The sequence below is a fragment of the Actinoallomurus sp. NPDC050550 genome (assembly GCF_040655075.1).
Lineage (GTDB): Bacteria > Actinomycetota > Actinomycetes > Streptosporangiales > Streptosporangiaceae > Actinoallomurus.
In genome coordinates this window covers 97,832-113,658 of record NZ_JBFAJC010000018.1, presented here as the reverse complement: position 1 = coordinate 113,658, position 15,827 = coordinate 97,832, and the positions used below count along the sequence as shown (strand labels likewise).

General features: G+C 68.1%; 17 protein-coding genes. 8 read left to right on the top strand and 9 right to left on the bottom strand.

The features are described from left to right. Nucleotides 1-17: 17 nt before the first annotated feature. The 4 genes from AB0I04_RS24830 to AB0I04_RS24815 all read left to right on the top strand — a co-directional run bounded on the left by AB0I04_RS24830 (nucleotide 18) and on the right by AB0I04_RS24815 (nucleotide 2,588). Nucleotides 18-254 carry a hypothetical protein gene (locus AB0I04_RS24830; protein WP_360888700.1) on the top strand — a complete coding sequence of 79 codons (237 nt, stop codon included), beginning with the start codon at nucleotides 18-20 and terminating at the stop codon, nucleotides 252-254. After that, nucleotides 254-511: a WhiB family transcriptional regulator gene (locus AB0I04_RS24825; protein ID WP_360888698.1), complete on the top strand. Its 258-nt coding sequence runs from the start codon at nucleotides 254-256 to the stop codon at nucleotides 509-511. Before AB0I04_RS24830 ends, AB0I04_RS24825 begins: the two co-directional genes overlap by 1 nt. Before the next feature lie 126 nt (nucleotides 512-637). Continuing rightward, nucleotides 638-1,237, top strand: coding sequence for a rhomboid family intramembrane serine protease (locus AB0I04_RS24820; protein ID WP_360888695.1), 600 nt, complete (start codon nucleotides 638-640; stop codon nucleotides 1,235-1,237). Between the two features lie 322 nt (nucleotides 1,238-1,559). Continuing rightward, nucleotides 1,560-2,588, top strand: coding sequence for a serine hydrolase domain-containing protein (locus AB0I04_RS24815; protein WP_360888692.1), 1,029 nt, complete (start codon nucleotides 1,560-1,562; stop codon nucleotides 2,586-2,588). Nucleotides 2,589-2,682: 94 nt separating this feature from the next. Here AB0I04_RS24815 and AB0I04_RS24810 read toward each other — a convergent pair whose 3' ends face one another. Genes AB0I04_RS24810 through AB0I04_RS24800 form a run of 3 tightly spaced genes read right to left on the bottom strand, consistent with a single transcriptional unit; the run spans nucleotide 2,683 to nucleotide 4,517 of the window. Then, on the bottom strand, nucleotides 2,683-3,480 hold the full coding sequence (locus AB0I04_RS24810) for an SDR family oxidoreductase (protein WP_360888690.1): 798 nt from the start codon (nucleotides 3,478-3,480) through the stop codon (nucleotides 2,683-2,685). Nucleotides 3,481-3,539: 59 nt separating this feature from the next. Continuing rightward, nucleotides 3,540-3,641 (bottom strand): DUF397 domain-containing protein, encoded by a 102-nt coding sequence (locus AB0I04_RS24805; protein WP_360888689.1) that lies wholly within the window; start codon nucleotides 3,639-3,641, stop codon nucleotides 3,540-3,542. 24 nt (nucleotides 3,642-3,665) lie between these two features. Then, nucleotides 3,666-4,517 (bottom strand): helix-turn-helix transcriptional regulator, encoded by an 852-nt coding sequence (locus tag AB0I04_RS24800; protein WP_360888688.1) that lies wholly within the window; start codon nucleotides 4,515-4,517, stop codon nucleotides 3,666-3,668. Between the two features lie 183 nt (nucleotides 4,518-4,700). Between AB0I04_RS24800 and AB0I04_RS24795 the strand changes: the two genes are divergently transcribed. Continuing rightward, entirely contained in the window at nucleotides 4,701-5,225 is a 525-nt protein-coding gene (locus tag AB0I04_RS24795; RefSeq protein ID WP_360888687.1) for an ATP-binding protein, read from the top strand. A 22-nt stretch (nucleotides 5,226-5,247) separates the two neighbouring features. Here AB0I04_RS24795 and AB0I04_RS24790 read toward each other — a convergent pair whose 3' ends face one another. Both AB0I04_RS24790 and AB0I04_RS24785 read right to left on the bottom strand, forming a co-directional pair. Then, nucleotides 5,248-6,735, bottom strand: coding sequence for a hypothetical protein (locus AB0I04_RS24790; RefSeq protein ID WP_360888685.1), 1,488 nt, complete (start codon nucleotides 6,733-6,735; stop codon nucleotides 5,248-5,250). Between the two features lie 300 nt (nucleotides 6,736-7,035). After that, complete coding sequence (locus AB0I04_RS24785) at nucleotides 7,036-8,694, bottom strand: APC family permease (protein ID WP_360888684.1); 1,659 nt, start codon at nucleotides 8,692-8,694, stop codon at nucleotides 7,036-7,038. Nucleotides 8,695-8,957: 263 nt separating this feature from the next. Between AB0I04_RS24785 and AB0I04_RS24780 the strand changes: the two genes are divergently transcribed. Further along, entirely contained in the window at nucleotides 8,958-10,790 is a 1,833-nt protein-coding gene (locus tag AB0I04_RS24780; protein WP_360888681.1) for an acyl-CoA dehydrogenase, read from the top strand. Nucleotides 10,791-10,968: 178 nt separating this feature from the next. Here AB0I04_RS24780 and AB0I04_RS24775 read toward each other — a convergent pair whose 3' ends face one another. Next, nucleotides 10,969-11,139, bottom strand: a complete 171-nt coding sequence (locus AB0I04_RS24775) for a hypothetical protein (RefSeq protein ID WP_360888678.1) — start codon at nucleotides 11,137-11,139, stop codon at nucleotides 10,969-10,971. A 98-nt stretch (nucleotides 11,140-11,237) separates the two neighbouring features. Next, entirely contained in the window at nucleotides 11,238-11,486 is a 249-nt protein-coding gene (locus tag AB0I04_RS24770; RefSeq protein WP_360888675.1) for a hypothetical protein, read from the bottom strand. 212 nt (nucleotides 11,487-11,698) lie between these two features. Between AB0I04_RS24770 and AB0I04_RS24765 the strand changes: the two genes are divergently transcribed. Further along, a complete protein-coding gene (locus AB0I04_RS24765; protein ID WP_360888672.1) occupies nucleotides 11,699-13,009 on the top strand; it encodes a helix-turn-helix domain-containing protein in 1,311 nt (436 codons plus the stop codon). A 100-nt stretch (nucleotides 13,010-13,109) separates the two neighbouring features. Next, nucleotides 13,110-13,343, top strand: coding sequence for a DUF6458 family protein (locus AB0I04_RS24760; RefSeq protein WP_360888670.1), 234 nt, complete (start codon nucleotides 13,110-13,112; stop codon nucleotides 13,341-13,343). A 113-nt stretch (nucleotides 13,344-13,456) separates the two neighbouring features. Here AB0I04_RS24760 and AB0I04_RS24755 read toward each other — a convergent pair whose 3' ends face one another. Both AB0I04_RS24755 and AB0I04_RS24750 read right to left on the bottom strand, forming a co-directional pair. After that, nucleotides 13,457-14,488 (bottom strand): alpha/beta fold hydrolase, encoded by a 1,032-nt coding sequence (locus tag AB0I04_RS24755; RefSeq protein WP_360888667.1) that lies wholly within the window; start codon nucleotides 14,486-14,488, stop codon nucleotides 13,457-13,459. Then, nucleotides 14,478-15,827, bottom strand: coding sequence for an amidase (locus AB0I04_RS24750; protein WP_360888664.1), 1,350 nt, complete (start codon nucleotides 15,825-15,827; stop codon nucleotides 14,478-14,480). The genes AB0I04_RS24755 and AB0I04_RS24750 overlap by 11 nt, the downstream gene beginning before the upstream one ends.

The following is a 15,827-nucleotide window of genomic DNA, read 5'->3' as shown; positions in this document are numbered from 1 at the left end:
CGCGCTCAGGAGGCGGCGTGACCGCACCCCCGATGACGGATGCTCCCAGCCGGCTCCTGGACCGCCACTGTCAGGAGCTGGTCGCGGACGAACTCGCCCGGCTCGCCCGTCGCGTTCCCTCGCTCGCGGACGAGCACCTCGGGGTCGTGGAGACCTCGCTCCGGCAGATCATCGATCGGCTGCTGCCGGTCCGGAGACGCGCCGAAACGCGCCCCGAGACCCTCGCGGCCTTGTTCGACCTGGAGGCATCTTAATGATCGAGCACTGGACGGACCTCGCGGCGTGCCAGGGTGTCGACCCCGAGCTCTTCTTCCCGGTGAGCGCGAGCGGGCCGGCGCTGGAGCAGGTGTCCGACGCCAAGCGCGTATGCGCGAACTGCCCCGTGGTGTCCGACTGCCTGGCCTGGGCCCTCCGCGCCGGCGAGTCGGTCGGAGTCTGGGGCGGTACGACCCCCGACGAGCGCCGCTACCTGCGCCTGAAGCCGCTGCCCGTCGCCCCCGCCTGGCACTGAGCCACGCCACCGACGCCGCCCGACGGCGCTGATCCGCGCCGCCCGGCGGCACCCGTCCGGGAACGGATCCGGAGAGCGCTCCGAATCCTTATTACACGCCGACGGACCACGACGTACCGTTGCACTATGGCGGATCTCCCCACCACCGTGCGCTCCCCCGAGGGCGGACTCGTTGACCATGCCTCCCGCGCGCTCGGCGCGGTGTTCATCACCGTGGCGCTGCTCGGCGTCTGCTGGGCGCTGGAGGTGGTCAACTACGGCGGCGACCTCACGCGGCAGTACGGCATCCAGCCGCACAACGTGCACGCGCTGTGGCACATCTTCACGGCGCCGTTCCTGCACGCCAACCTCGACCACATCACGGCCAACTCGGTACCACTGGCGATCTTCGGGTTCCTGACAGCGCTGCGCGGCCTGAGCCGCTTCATCGCCGTCAGCGTGATCACCATCGTGGTGAGCGGCCTGGGCGTGTGGTTCCTGTCCTCCTCGAACGCCGTGACCGTCGGCGCGAGCGGGCTGATCTTCGGCTACTTCGGCTACCTGCTGGCCCGCGGCTTCTTCGAACGCCGGGTGCTGGACATCCTCCTCGGCGTCGCCATCGCCCTGGTGTACGGCACGATGATCTTCGGCGTGCTGCCCGGGCAGCCGGGCATCTCCTGGCAGGCCCACCTGTTCGGGCTGATCGGTGGCGTCCTCGCCGCTCGCCTGACCAGGCAGCGCGCCTGACCTGCCGCTGGAGCCGTCACGCCGGTAATGCGCCACGCCCGCGCCGCCGTTGACCCGCCCGGGGGACGAGCGTGCCGTCGCGGCCGTGCGTCACAAGCCGCTTCCGACGACTGGTGCCGATACTCGCGGCACTGACCACCAGAGCGGAACATTTCTCCAAGACAGCCGGCTGTGCGGTGGCGATGCTGGCGGTCATGCCTGGTCATGAAGGAGACCGCTCATGTGGTTGAAGTGTTGTGTCGCTCTGGTCAGCGCTGCGCTGATCGGAGTTGCCACCTCGTCGCCAGCGCGCGCGATGGGTGGGACGTCCCGCGATGCCTGGTTGCGGGCAGAGATCCAGAATCTCGTCAATGTCGACGGCCTTCCCGGCGTAGCCGCGGTCACGAGCCACGACGGGCAGCCGGTGCGGCGGATGGCTGCGGGCCTCGCGGACATCCCCGCGCACCGGGCGATGCGACCCAACGACCAGTTCAGGATCGCCTCCATAACCAAGACCTTCGTCGCCACGGTGGTATTGCAGCTGGTCACGGAGCACCGACTCGCACTCGACCAGCCGATCGCGGGGCTCCTACCTGAACCGGTACCGCACGCCGACCAGATCACCGTGCGGGAACTGCTCAACCACACCAGCGGACTCTTCGACTACTCGGATAATCCTCGCTTCGACCCCGGCGCCACCTACACTCCCGCGCAGCTCATCGCCTTGGGCGTGGAGCATTCGCCCTACTTCCCGCCCGGGACCGGATTCCGCTACTCGAGCACCAACTACATCGCCCTCGGCGAGATCGTTCATCAGGTCACCGGTCACGCGATCCAGGACGAAGTGCAGACGCGTCTGATCCACACCCTCCACTTGAGCAGCACGACCTTCCCCACCGCGACCACGGTTGCACCCCGGCAGGCACGCGGCTACGTCTTCGCCGCTCCTCTGCCTCCTCGTTCCGGTCCCGCACTCGACGTGACCACCCGGACAAGCGCCAGCGCGGCCGGGGCGGCGGCGGCGATGGTGTCGACAGGCGACAACGTCGACCGGTTTCTTGGAGCGCTGCTCGGCGGGGGACTCTTCTCGCAGCACCTGCTCACAGAGATGAAGCGGCCCACGCCAGGAGCCGATGCGTTCTTCGCCGGTGCCGGCATGCCCGGCATCAGCTACGGCCTCGGCCTGGTGATCGTCTCGGCTCCGTGTGGAACGGCCTACGGCTCTTTGGGAGGCATCGACGGGTACACCTCCAGCGTGATGCAACTCGGCCATCGCCGGGTCGCGCTGCTCATGAACACTGACTCTCTGCAGCCCTCGCTGCGTCGGCAGACGCTCTCCATCGCCGAGCAGGAGCTCTGCCGCGCTGGTTAGTCCAGGCGGAACGGGTGCCCGGGAGGCGCTGCTGCGCGCGTCCAACTACTACCGGACCGCTGACTTCTACCGCCGCGTGTGCCCGTGACCGACGTCAGCCGCGCAGGCTGACGTCGGTCACGGTGGCGTCGCGCGGGGTCATCAGCGCGTTCACGATGACCCTCGCGACCGTCCGGGGCGAGATGTACGCCGCCGGGTCGTACTCGCCGCCCTCCTGGGCGCGGACCTTGCGCTGCATCCCACTCGCCGTACGCCCCGGATACACCGACGTCACCCGGATCTCCGGCTCCTCCGCCCGCAGCGAGTCGGCCAGGGCCTTCAGCGCGTGCTTGCTCGCCGCGTACGCGCCCCAGCCGGGGTTGGCGCGCAGTCCCGCCCCGGAGTTGACGAAGACGACGTGGCCACGCGCGGCGCGCAGCGCTGGCAGCAGCAGCCGCGTCAGCTCCGCGGGGGCCGCCGCGTTGACCAGCAGTTGCTCGATCCACGCATCGGGTTGAGACTCGGCGACGGTGCCCAGTTCGACCGCGCCCGCGCTGTGGACCAGTCCGTCCAGCGGCGGCACGTCGACGTCCGCGAGCGAGGCCTCCAACCTGAGCGGCTCCGACAGATCGAGCGCGGTCGTACGGACCCGGCCGCCGGCCTCCGAGACGGCCTGCGCGGCCGTCACCGGGTCGGATCCGTTGACGGTGAGCGGGCCGGTCGTCGGTTCGGGTCCGGCCGAAGCGTCCTGCGCCGTCGTCGGTCCGGATCCCGCGGTGAGCCGCGCGGCGGTCTCGGCCAGCCGCTCGGCCGACCGTCCGACGAGGATCAACGCGTGCCCGGCGTCGTAAAGCAGATCGGCGACCGCTCCGCCGATGCCGCCCGTGGCCCCAGTGATCAGGTACGTTCCCACGTGCCCATTCTTAACAGTGTGGCCCCTGCGTGACTGCCGGGGGCTGCTCCCCGGGTGAGCTACTTACGGTCGCTGGACAACTCGATGGCGACCACCTCGACACAGTTGCTCGCGTCACCACTACGGAAGCTCTTGCGCCATGCGACGCATGACAGATCCATCTCCGGGGGCGTCATGAGCTTGCACTACTCCTTGGCGATGGCGGCGATGAGCTCCGCCGACCCTTCCGGAGACAACGCCGCTGCTTGCAAGTCTTCGAAGCCCACCTTAAGGCTCCGGACAGTCTCCACGCTTTCGGCATATGCGTCACCGATCCGTGTTCCGACATAGGCCACATCGGGCGCGATCTCCTCAGGAAAGCCAAGGATGATGAACGGCCCGTCGAGACCGGCGTGCGTTCCTACATCGAGGGGGAGGACCTGAACGGTGACGTTCGGTCGACGGCCCGCGTCGAGCAACGCGTGCAGCTGCGCCCGCATCACCTCATGGCCGCCGATCGGGCGCCTCATCGCGGCCTCATCCAGGACTGCCCTCAGGACCGGAGCCGGGGGATCTTTCCGGCTGAGCAGCGCCTTACGTGCCATGCGGGCCTGAACGCGCCGTTGAATGTTCGCCTCGTCTCCGCGCCGTCCCGCACGGATGATCTCGCGGGCATACTCATCGGTCTGCAGTAGGCCGGGAAGGGTCTGCGGGCCCCACTCGTCGATCCGGGTGGCGTCATCTTCGAGCGCCACATATGAGCCGTTGAACACATCCGAGTAGTCCGTCCACCAGCCGCGTCGCCAGGCGTTCTTGGCGAGTTCCATGAGCGCGGCGCGGGTGGCGCTGTCCACGCCGTACAGGTCGAGCATCGCGGTGATGGCCTGGGTGGTCGGCTTCGTTCTGGCGCGTTCGATGTATGCCACCTTGAAGCGGCTCCAGCCCTGGCCGAGCTGGGCGGCGGCCTCCTCGGTGGTCAAGTCGGCGCGCTCACGGAGGCGGCGGAGCTCACTCGCGAGCTTACGTCCACGGACGGTGGGACTGTGCGGTTCAGGCATGAAGCCAAGTCTCTTGATAATGACTCAGGGCAATCAATCGATGACCGAATGTGGTCAGCCATGCTCGAAGTCATTGCGTTCATGCTCTGAGCCAGAGCAGCATCCTCTGTATCCAATCAGATACAGAGAGTGATGATGTCATTGCAGCATCACGCTCCATCCCCTGCGGGGAGTGATTTCCCTGTGACACCCGACCCTGCGGCCATCGCCGGTCGCACAGAATCCCCCATCGAGACGCGCGTCCGGTCCGCGACCACGCGCACGTACCGACCGTCCTGGGTGGCGCTTCGCGCTCGGCCGGAGTACGCCGCCAAGGCCCGTGAGTTCGCCGTCGCCAGCGTCTTCGGGTTGTCATTCGACGCCTACGAAGTCGGTCTGGTCACCAGCGAGATCGTCACCAACGCCATCGTCGCCACCGCCGCGCTGGGCGGCTGGCCGGACGACGCATGGCCGCTGCGTCTCGAGGTGGCGGCCTGTGATCGTTGGGTCCGCATCGCGGTCACCGACCCCGACCACCGGCCCCTGCCCGCCTCGAACGCCGGCGGGCAGTTGATCGAGAACGGGCGTGGGCTTTCCATCGTCGACCAACTCGTCACCGTGCGTTGGGTGACCTATGCCGAACGCGCCAAGACCGTGCACGTCGTCCTCGCCGCACCAGGCGTGACACTGACGACCGTCGAATTGCGCGAACTGGGCGCGCCGACGTGAGCTCGCTCGGCGACCGCCGCCATCAGGAGGGGCGCAGTACCCGGGCGACGCCGGAGATCAGGGCGGTGGCCAGGATCCAGCCGGTGCCGGTGAGGGTCCAGGCCAGCCAGCGGGACCAGCCGATCGGGTCCCACGCGCTGCGCTGCCCGAACGTCTCGATGGGCAGCATCAGGTCGAGGGTGTAGATCAGCGCGTGAAAGTGCGGCCGCTCGTCCGGCTGCTTGATCGTACGCGGGTGGTCGACGCTGAAGACCACGGTGCCGACGGCGACGAGCACGATCAGCCACACCGCGGCGATCCAGGGCCGGTAGCCGTACCCGACCGTCCAGTCGAGCAGGACGCTCCAGGCCCGGCTGATCCGGCCGAGCTGCCGTCGCCGGGCCCGCTGCTTGGCCAGCTGGCACTTGCGGGCGAGGTCGTCCCGGCCGATCCGGCGCAGCCAGGAGGCGAGCTGTTCGTACGGCTGCGGGCGGAACCCGTGCGGGTCGCGGGAGATCCAGTCGAGCCGCTGGCCCTCCTCGGGTTCGCCGCGCAGCGTCTCGTACACGAGTCCGTTGAGCCGCAGTCGCTCCGGCCAGACGTCGGGCCGGTCCAGGATCACGTCGATGCGCGAGTACCCGAGCGTGACCTCTCCCTGGATCGGCTCGCGGGGGATGAGGATCAGTTCCTTGACGTTGGCGTGGCTGAGGTGAAGCGCACGCCGGTCGGGCGCGCGGAGCGCGCCCTGGTCGAACGAGAGCGTGCCGTCGATCCGCGCGCCGCGCAGGCGTACCGGGCCCTCGGCGGTGAAGCCCGCGCTGCACTCCATGCGGTCCTGGACGATCATGTTGTCGCCGTCGAGGACACAGTCCTGGTCGCGCAGGGTCGTCCCGTACAGGAAGAATCCACCGGTCATGCGGGCGCCGGTGAGACGCATTCCGCCGGTGATGTCGGAGTTGCGGATGAACGCGCCCGCGTCGACCGTGAGACCGCCGGCGGACAGGGCATGGCCGCCGGGGTTGCTCAGCCGCACGTCGTTCATGCGGAAGCCGCCGGACAGAGACGCGCGCATCAGCCGCACTTCGCCCTCGATGAGCGACTCGGACAGGCTCAGATAGCCCTCCGTCTGCAGCCCGCCGCCGTCGAAGCCGGGCAGGCGGCAGGCGTTGAGGCGCATCTGCCGGGCACGCGCGTTGGAGAAGTCCGGCGCCTTCTCCAGGAGGCAGCGTTCCAGCCGGAGTTCGCAGCCGACCTCTCCGCCGGAGACGTTCAACATCCCGTTGATCCGTGCCCCGCGGAGGCGTACGGCGGGCACGTGCCCCGGCTTCGGCTCGCACGCTCCCAGGAGAAGCGCGGAGATCACCTCGGCCCGGATCGTACGGCCCGGGGAGCCGCTGGTCGGTGGCCGTTCGTCACCCAGCGAGACGAGTGTCCCTGTCGGGTAGGCGTCCCAGAGTCGCTGTTCGGCTCTGGTCAGGCGGGGACGCCGCCCGCCGAGCCAGGCGGCGACGGAAGCGAGGGAATCGGGCACAGACCGTCATCGTAGGCGTTTCTGATCACCACTTTGCGGCGAATGTTACGTATGTCGCGACATGGCTCCGCTGGTGTCGGGGACATGGCCCCGCCGGACGCGGCGCTGTGCTGCGATCTCGATGTCCCGCGCTGCGCGGTCAGTCCTCGAGCGCCTCTTGGACGAGCCAGGCCCGGTCGGGTTCGTCGTCGCCGTCGGGCCATACTGGAACTCCCGCAGGAAGGTCATCATGAACACCCGGGCATAAGATCATCAACGGATCGCGCCCGCCACTTCAAATCACGCGACGCCGCCGGGCCGTCACGCCGCACGCGCGGCCGGTTCCACCGCGAGCTCGAAGTCGTCCCTCGCGACGTGCTCCTGGACACGCTCGTACGGCAGGGCCGTCACCAGCGCGAAGTAGTAGATCACCAGCGCGAAGGCCGCGACGACCAGGAAGTCCCATCCGAAGGGCAGCACCTCGTGCGACCTGAACAGCCCGCCCTCGCCCGGGAACGCCCCGTAGTAGGAGATGATCCCCATGCCGACGAGGTACGGCCAGATCCAGACCGAGTGCCGCATCTCCAGGTTGGGCCGTTCCGCCGCCGGCCGGCTGTAGTACGAGATGGTCAGCAGCACGAAGCCGGCGACCACGGCGGCGAGCAGCCGCCACACCGTCTGCCAGCTCGCCCAGTAGAGCAGCAGCGTGGCGAAGACGAAGCCGAGCGGGTTCAGGAACGACGCGCACGGCAGCCGGAACGGCCGGTCCCGGTGCGGATCGGCCCGGCGCAGGTGCGCCATGGCCAGCGGAGTCGCCGTGTACATCAGCACGGCCGCCGAGGTGATGAACGAGACCAGCGTCTCCCAGCCCGGGAACGGCAGGAACAGGATCACCCCCATGATCCAGCCGAAGATGATGCCGTAGATGGGCACGCCGCGGGTGTTCACGAAAGCGAACCGGTCGGGGATGTACCGCTCGCGGCCCATGCCGTACAGCAGACGTGCCTGGGTGCCGGTGTAGATGAGCCCGGTGCCGGTCGGTGAGATGAACGCGTCGGCGTACAGCAGGACGACGAGCCAGGTCAGGCCGAGCACGGTGGCCAGACCCGCGTACGGGCCGATGTCGTGGGTGAAGCTGAGATTCGGCCAGCCGTGCGCGATGTCCCCGGGCTGGAGCGCGCCGAGGAATGCCACCTGCAGCAGCGTGTAGATGGCGATGCCGATGAGCGTCGAGTAGATGACGGCGCGCCACACGTCACGGCGCGGATTGCGCGCCTCACCGGCCATCTCGACGGCCGACTCGAAGCCGAGCTCGGCGAAGATCACTCCCAGCGGCAGGGCGAGGAACATGCCCTTGATGCCGTTGGTCGAGCTCGGGAAGAAGCCGCCCTGCGCGGTGAAGTTCTCCGGGTGGAGGAAGAAGAGGAAGGTGACGACGGTGAGCAGCGGGATGGCGATCTTCCACCAGACGGAGTAGGTGTTCGCCGTCGCGAAGACCTTGACCCCGAACGCGTTGATGATCGTGAACAGCAGCATCAGCAGGGCGGCGACGATGTATCCGGCCGGGAAGGTGACGACCGCCGTGCCGTGCACCTTGTGGGTGAGCCAGTGCAGGGGCTCGATGGCGGAGGCGTACGTCAGCGACGCCTGTACCTCGATCGGCGCGATGGCCATCGAGTAGATCCAGCTCGCCCAGCCGATGGTGAAGCCGCCGAAGCCGCCGAAGGCGTAGTGCGAGAACCGTACGGTCGCACCCGCCATCGGGTACATGCCGCCGAGCTCGGCGTGGATGAGCGCGAGCGTCAGCAGCATGACGCCGGCCAGCGGCCAGGCGAGCACTGCGGCCGGTCCGGCGTGCTTGGCGGCGTTCATCGCGCCGAAGAGCCAGCCGGATCCGATGATGGAGCCGAGAGAGAAGAACGTCAGGCCGATGAGGCCGACCTCGCGCCGGAGCTTGCCGGCGTGCGCTTCCGTGACCATGGCCTTCTCCTTCCGGCCCGTGAGGTCGCGGAGGGGGCGGGACCACGGCGGATGGTGCCGCTGTCCTGGTCCGACGATCACCCGGGTGTCTCCGAGCCGCCGTCACTTGGAGACATCCCGCAGTTGCTACCGCCCGTTCCTATAGAAACGACCATTTTTCGGGACAGAGTTTGTCTGTCCGGCTACTGGCGGGTAACATCATCGTGTTACTGACTGGTACGTAATCGGGTGCGACCCGCCCGCCCGAGAGCAACGGGGTGTTCATGGGCCACTACAAGAGCAACCTGCGTGACATCGAGTTCAACCTCTTCGAGGTCCTCGGCCGTCAGGAGATCCTGGGAACCGGACCGTTCGGCGAGGTCGACGAGGCCACCGCGCGCAGCGTCCTGGACGAGGTCAACCGCCTCGCCATCGGGGTGCTCGCGGAGTCGTTCGAGGACGCCGACCGCCACCCGCCCGTGTTCGACCCCGAGACCAACGCGGTCACGATGCCGGAGAGCTTCAAGAAGTCCTTCCGGGCCTACTTCAACGACGCCGAGTGGTGGCGCCTGGAGCTGCCGACCGACCTCGGCGGCATGAACGCTCCGCGCAGCCTGCACTGGGCCGTCGCCGAGCTCATCCTCGGCGCGAACCCGGCCATCTGGATGTTCTCCAGCGGCCCGAGCTTCGCCTGGCTCCTGTGGAAGATCGGCACCCCAGAGCAGAAGAAGCTCGCCCAGATCGCGATCGAGAAGCACTGGGGCTCCACCATGGTGCTGACCGAGCCCGACGCGGGCTCCGACGTCGGCGCCGGCCGTACGAAGGCGATCCAGCAGCCCGACGGCACCTGGCACATCGAGGGCGTCAAGCGCTTCATCACCAGCGCCGAGCACGACATGGCCGACAACATCCTGCACTACGTGCTGGCCCGCCCCGAGGGCGCCGGACCCGGCACCAAGGGCCTGTCGATGTTCATCGTGCCGAAGTACCTCGTCGACACCGAGACCGGTGAACTCCACGAGCGCAACGGCGCCTACGTCACCAACGTCGAGAAGAAGATGGGCCTGAAGGTCTCCACGACCTGCGAGCTCACCTTCGGCGAGAAGCACCCGGCCGTCGGCTACCTCGTGGGCGACGTCCACGAGGGCATCAAGCAGATGTTCATGATCATCGAGCAGGCCCGCATGATGGTCGGCACGAAGGCGATCTCGACGCTGTCCACCGGCTACCTCAACGCGCTGGAGTACGCCAAGGAGCGCGTGCAGGGCGCGGACCTCACCAAGACGGCCGACAAGGCAGCCCCGCGCGTCACCATCACCCACCACCCCGACGTACGCCGCCTCCTCATGTTGCAGAAGGCCTACGCCGAAGGCATGCGGGCGCTCGTCCTCTACACCGCCAGCTACCAGGACAAGGTCCAGCTGGCCGAGGCCGCCGGAGAGCCGGACGAGCTCGCCGAGAAGGTCAACGACCTGCTCCTGCCCATCGTCAAGGGCGTCGGTTCCGAGCGGGCGTACGAGGTGCTGACCCAGTCGCTGCAGACCCTCGGTGGCTCCGGCTTCCTCCAGGACTACCCGATCGAGCAGTACATCCGGGACGCCAAGATCGACTCGCTGTACGAGGGCACCACGGCGATCCAGGGCATGGACTTCTTCTTCCGCAAGATCCTTCGGGACAACGGCGAGGCGCTGCAGCACCTCGCCGGGCAGATCAAGGAGTTCGTCGAGAGCGACGCGGGCAACGGCCGGCTCAAGAACGAGCGGGCCCTGCTCGGCAAGGCCCTCGAAGACGCCCAGGGCATCCTCAACCCGATGATCGGCTGGGCGCTCGGCTCCATGGAGCGTCCGGAGGAGATCTACAAGGCCGGCCTCAACACGACCCGCCTCCTCATGGCCCTCGGCGACGTCGTCATCGCCTGGCTGCTCTGCCGCCAGGCCGAGATCGCGCTGGCCAGGCTGGGCGGCGAGGTCTCCGACGCCGACCGCGCCTTCTACACCGGCAAGATCGCCGCCGCGCAGTTCTTCTGCGCGACCCAACTGCCGAAGATCGCCGCCGAGCGCGCCATCACCGAGGCCACCACGGGCGACCTGATGGACCTCCCCGAAGAGGCCTTCTGACCCAGACCACCTGACAAGTGCTCACCGAGGTCCCGCCGCCTGCCCGCAGCGGCGGGACCTCGCCGCTCCGGGGCGGTACGAAAGACTCGGTATCAGCGAGGCCAAACCGGACAATCGCCGCATGGAACACGTCAGACGACCGCATTACCGAGCTTTCGGTACGTGACCATCACGGTGCTCAACGGGGATGTCGGCCGTGGAGAACGTCGCGCAGTTCGATCGCCGTCCGCGCGACCTCAATCTGGTGCCGTCCCCGTACGGCTATCCAGATCCATCTCCACGGATCGAAGAGGAAGCCCCAGCGGGGGAACTCGGCCCGCAACCGCGCGAGCCACATCGTCGCGTCCACCTCGTACGAGCGGGCTAATGGCTGATCGACCCGCGTATCGGACAACTCGGATCGCGGCCGTGGCGACGGCACCGCCGCTCCGGCGACCCACGGGCCGGTCACGGCCGATCCTTGTCAGTGTCCTCGACGTGCAGGACCCGGGCGATCAGGTCGGCGGCCCGATCGATCTCCTCAGCCGGGCACATGTACTCGCTCTCCAGCGGCGCGTCGCGGGCAGGGCCGGTCCAGCACCAGTACCAGTTGAGCGATCCGTCGTCTGATGCGATCGCGACGTACTGCGACAGGCCGGGGTTCATCGCCTGCCCGCGCGGGTCGCCGGTCGCCGACGCAGCGGGATTCCAGGCCATCAGCGCGCTCGTCCCGACCCGCACCGTCAGACCGCGACCCGTCAGAGCCGCTCGGAGCTCGTCTAGGTGCGTCCTGATCGCCCGCTCTTGGCGGGCGGCCCCTCGAGATGGATCTGCCGGTGCAGCGGTCATGGAGACTTCCTCCCGCTAACGCTCTACGATTCGTTTTAGATGCGTCGCTATCGGTCCCTATAACACCTCGATCTCGCGGCGTGAAGGGGAGCCCGAGAGGGGGCCATAGAGGGGACCGGTGGGCGTTTTGCGAAAAGGGAGGATCGATGCGAAGTGGCAATAGCGAAGAATTCGGTGCATATCTAGCGCACCTCCGTCGAGAGGCGGGCAAGAGCCAGCGACGTCTCGCCGAGATCCTCTGCGAACTCTCCGGATGCCCTACGGTCACCCGGCACGAGATCAGCCGGTACGAGCGAGGGGAACGTACGCCGAGGTTCTGGCTGCCGTACCTCGCCGAGGTTCTGGGAGTGTCATTAGATGAGCTAGAGCGCAGGGCCTACCTCGGTGGCAGCGATCGGTCGGCAGGACGTCACCCGGATACGGAGATCGCAGCGGAATCGGCCGCGCAGGATGACACCCCGTTCGGCCGATTCCGCGACGCCGCCGGACGACGCATCGGCCGCGACACGGTCGCCGACCTGTTCACTCGAATTCATCGGCTACGTCTCGCCGACGACGTACTGGCCGGCGGAGATCTGATCGGCCTGGCCATGCGTGAACTCGACATGGCGCTGACCCTGCACCGGGAGGCCGGCTTTACAGAGAAAGTCGGCCAGTCACTTCTCTCTGCCATCGGCGAACTCGCGCAGATCACCGGTTGGATCGCCAGCGACGCGGGGCGAGATCAGCATGCCCAGGAGGTCTATCGGCTGGGCATCAGCGCCGCACGTGAGGCCGGTGACCGCGCCTTGGCGGCCAATCTGGTCGGTTCTCTCGCCTACCACGAGACCAACGCGGGGAGCCGCGAGACCGGGACGGTTCTCGCCTCCGCAGCACTCGGCGAGGCAGGTGATGACGCGCCGCCTCGAGCGAAAGCGCTCTTTTGGGATCGTCTCGCCTGGACGTACGCGAAGACCGATCAGACCTCATCGGCGATCCGGGCACTCGGGGAGGCGTCTGAAGCCCTCGCCCGGGGCGGCTCTGAAGATGAGCCTGCGTATCTCTACTGGGTCGACGAGAGCGAGCTTCGGATCATGGAAGCCCGTGTCTACGTGGAGCTGCGGCGTCCATTGCGAGCGGTGCCCATCCTGACCGAGGTTCTTGGCAGGTACGACAGCACCCATACACGGGAGCTCGCGCTCTACCTGTCCTGGCTCGCAGTGGCCCTGGCGGACGCGAACGAGCCCGAAGAGGCCGCGCATACCACTCGCCGCATGCTGGAGCTGTCGGCGAACATGCCGAGCGAACGCACCGCCCGGCGCTCCCACACTGTCCTCACCTGTCTGCGCCCGTTCCGAGAACTCCCAGAGATCCGAGATCTCGTCGAAGAGTACGGATCCCGGTACTCGTGAGGTCGTCGGCTGATCGGCGGGGTCGATAGGGTGGTGCGTCGCAGCGCACGGGTGTTTACTCGTAGTTGGGTTTGGCGGATCGGCCTGGGTCGGAGGCACGGTGGGGTTCGGCGTCAGCATCTTCCTGATCACCATCGGTGCGATCTTTAAGTGGGCCATCAAGGCGCACATCAGCGGCATCGACCTGCCCGCTCTGGGCGTCATCTTCATGGCGGTGGGCGGCGCGTCGTTCATCCTGCAGATCGTCCTGATGAACCGCCAGCCCAAGAACCCGGAGACCGACGTCTTCACCGAAGGGCGCGGCAACGGCAACATGCCCACTCACCCGGAGTGACCTCGCGCGCCGCACGTACGCGGCGGTGAACTCCACGAGCCTCACGCCGTATGACTTCGGCTGACCCCGGATGCCCCACGGCCGGATCGGGCCGTGGGGCATCCGGGCGATGACTACTTCGCGTCGGCGACCTCTGTGGCGAGAAGGTCGCGGACAGCGGCATCGATGAAGGCGGCGCCGGTGGGGTCGGCTCCTCCGCCGGTCAGGTGGCCCCAGATTCCGGGAATCACCCGGGCCTCGCCGCCGGGGATGTACTGTGCGGCGCGGATCTCGTCTTCGGGCGGGAAGTACAGGTCCTTTTCCGCGGGGAGGGCGAGGGTCTTCGCCGTGATGGAGCCGAGGGCGCGTTTGATGTCGCCTTCCATTCCGGGTGTGGCGGAGACATCGGCGTGCTGCCATGTCCACAGCATCGCCAGCAGATCGTTGGCGTCCTGGTCGATGAAGTTGGCCTCCCAGAATCCGGTCAGGAAGTCCTGCAGGGTTGGGAAGCCGAGTTGCCGGTAGGTCTCCTCCCAGTAGAAGGCCTGGGAGAAGCCCCAACCGGCGTATACACGGGAGAACGCCCTGATCCCCGCCAGCGGTGGCGCGGTGTAGCGTCCGCCCTGGTAGGCGGCGTCCAGGGTGAGAGCCGCCCGCAGGCTTTCGAGGAACACGACGTTGTGCGGGGAGGTCTCCGGTGCCCCGCAGAACGGCAGTGCACGGGCGACCATCTCGGGATGGCCGACCGCCCATTGATAGGTCTGCAGGGCGCCCATGGAACACCCGAGGACGAGCGCGAGCCGTTCGATGCCGAAGTGCGCGGTGACCAGAACGTGCTGGGCCCGGACGTTGTCGCGGATGGTGATCGCGGGGAAGTCGGCGGCACCGTGCGGCGGTGGGGTGTTGGAAGGGGAAGACGACACCCCGTTGCCGAACAGGTTCGGCACGATGATGAAGTACTCGCGCGGGTCCAGTGCCCGGTCCTCGCCGATGAGCCATTCGTTGGAGTGGTGGTCGCCGGCGAACCAGATGGGGAACAGGACGGCGTTGGTCTTACTGGAGTTCAGCCGGCCGTATGTCTGGTAGGCGAGCCGGGCCGGCTGCAGCGTGCCTCCGTTCTCCAGCGCGAAGCCGGGGAGTTCCAGGATCTCGTGATCAGTGGACATGTGGTTCTCCAACGGTGAGCGCGGCCGTTTCGAAGAGCAGTTCTTCCTGGCCGGTCCGGCAGATGAGTTGCAGCCCAGTGGGCAGTCCGTCGACCGTCCCGGCCGGGATGGTGAGCGCGGGTAGGCCCAGCACGTTCCATGGGCTGGTCAGGGCGAGCAGGGCGTCGCGTACGCGCACCTGCCTGTCGTCCAGCCGGGTGTTCCGCTGATCGATGAGCGGTGCGGTGAGCGGCACGGTGGGCAGCGTGAGGACGTCATGGCGTTCGAACAGCGCGTCGACGGCGTCGGCGAGCCGGGGTCGTGCCCGTAGCGCCCAGACGTACTTCCAGGCGGGCACGGTGGCGGCTGATCGGAGGCGTTCGAGGACTTCGGGGTCGAACAGGTCGGGTCGCTCGGCCAGGCGGTCGGCGTGTACGGCGGCGGCCTCGCCGCTCTGGATGGCGATGAACGCCTCACGCAGCTCTTCGGCGACTCCGGGTGGGATGCGGAGCACATCCTTACCCATCGAGGATTCCAGCGCCGTACGCGCCGAGTGCAGGACGCGGGCGTCGACGGGGAACAGGGGGCGGGTGTCGAGCCGGCCGACACGGGGCGCGCGGCCCACCGGTGGTGTCCGCTCCGGGAGCAGTGCCCGGTAGGCGATTCGGCAGTCGTGTGCGCTCGCGGCGAGCAGACCGACGTGGTCCAGCGTCGCGGACAGCGGGAAGACACCATCGGTTGGGATCACGCCGTACGCGGGCTTGAATCCCGCGATCCCGCACAGAGCCGCGGGGATCCGTACGGAGCCACCGGTGTCCGTACCGACGGCGAGGGGGACCATTCCCGCTGCCACGGCGGCGGCGCTTCCGCCGCTGGAGCCGCCGGTCATCCGCGCGGGATCGTACGGGTTGCGGGAGGGGCCGTTGGCCGAGCGGTCCCCGGTGGGGCCGTAGGCGAATTCGTGGGTGGTGGTCTGGCCGACCACGATCGCGCCCGCCTCTCGGAGGAGCCGGACACAGGCCGCGTCGGTGCCGGCCACGTGGCCGGCATAGTGCCGTGAACCCATGCTCACGGGCCGGCCCGCGACCATGATGAGGTCCTTGACCGCGACCGGTATTCCGTGCAGCGGACCCCGGTCGACGCCGTCGGTGAGTTCACGGTCCGCCTGCCGGGCCGCCGTCAGTGACTCGTCGGCGGCCACGGTCACGAAGGCGTTGACGACCGGATCGAGGCGGGTGATGGCGTCCAGCGCGTGCCGCACGAGGTCGACCGCCGTGGTCCGTCGCCGCCGTAGGTCCGAGGCGAGGTCGCTGAGCGACCGGCCGGCGAAGTGGCCCGAGTTCGCGAGGGACGAGGACAA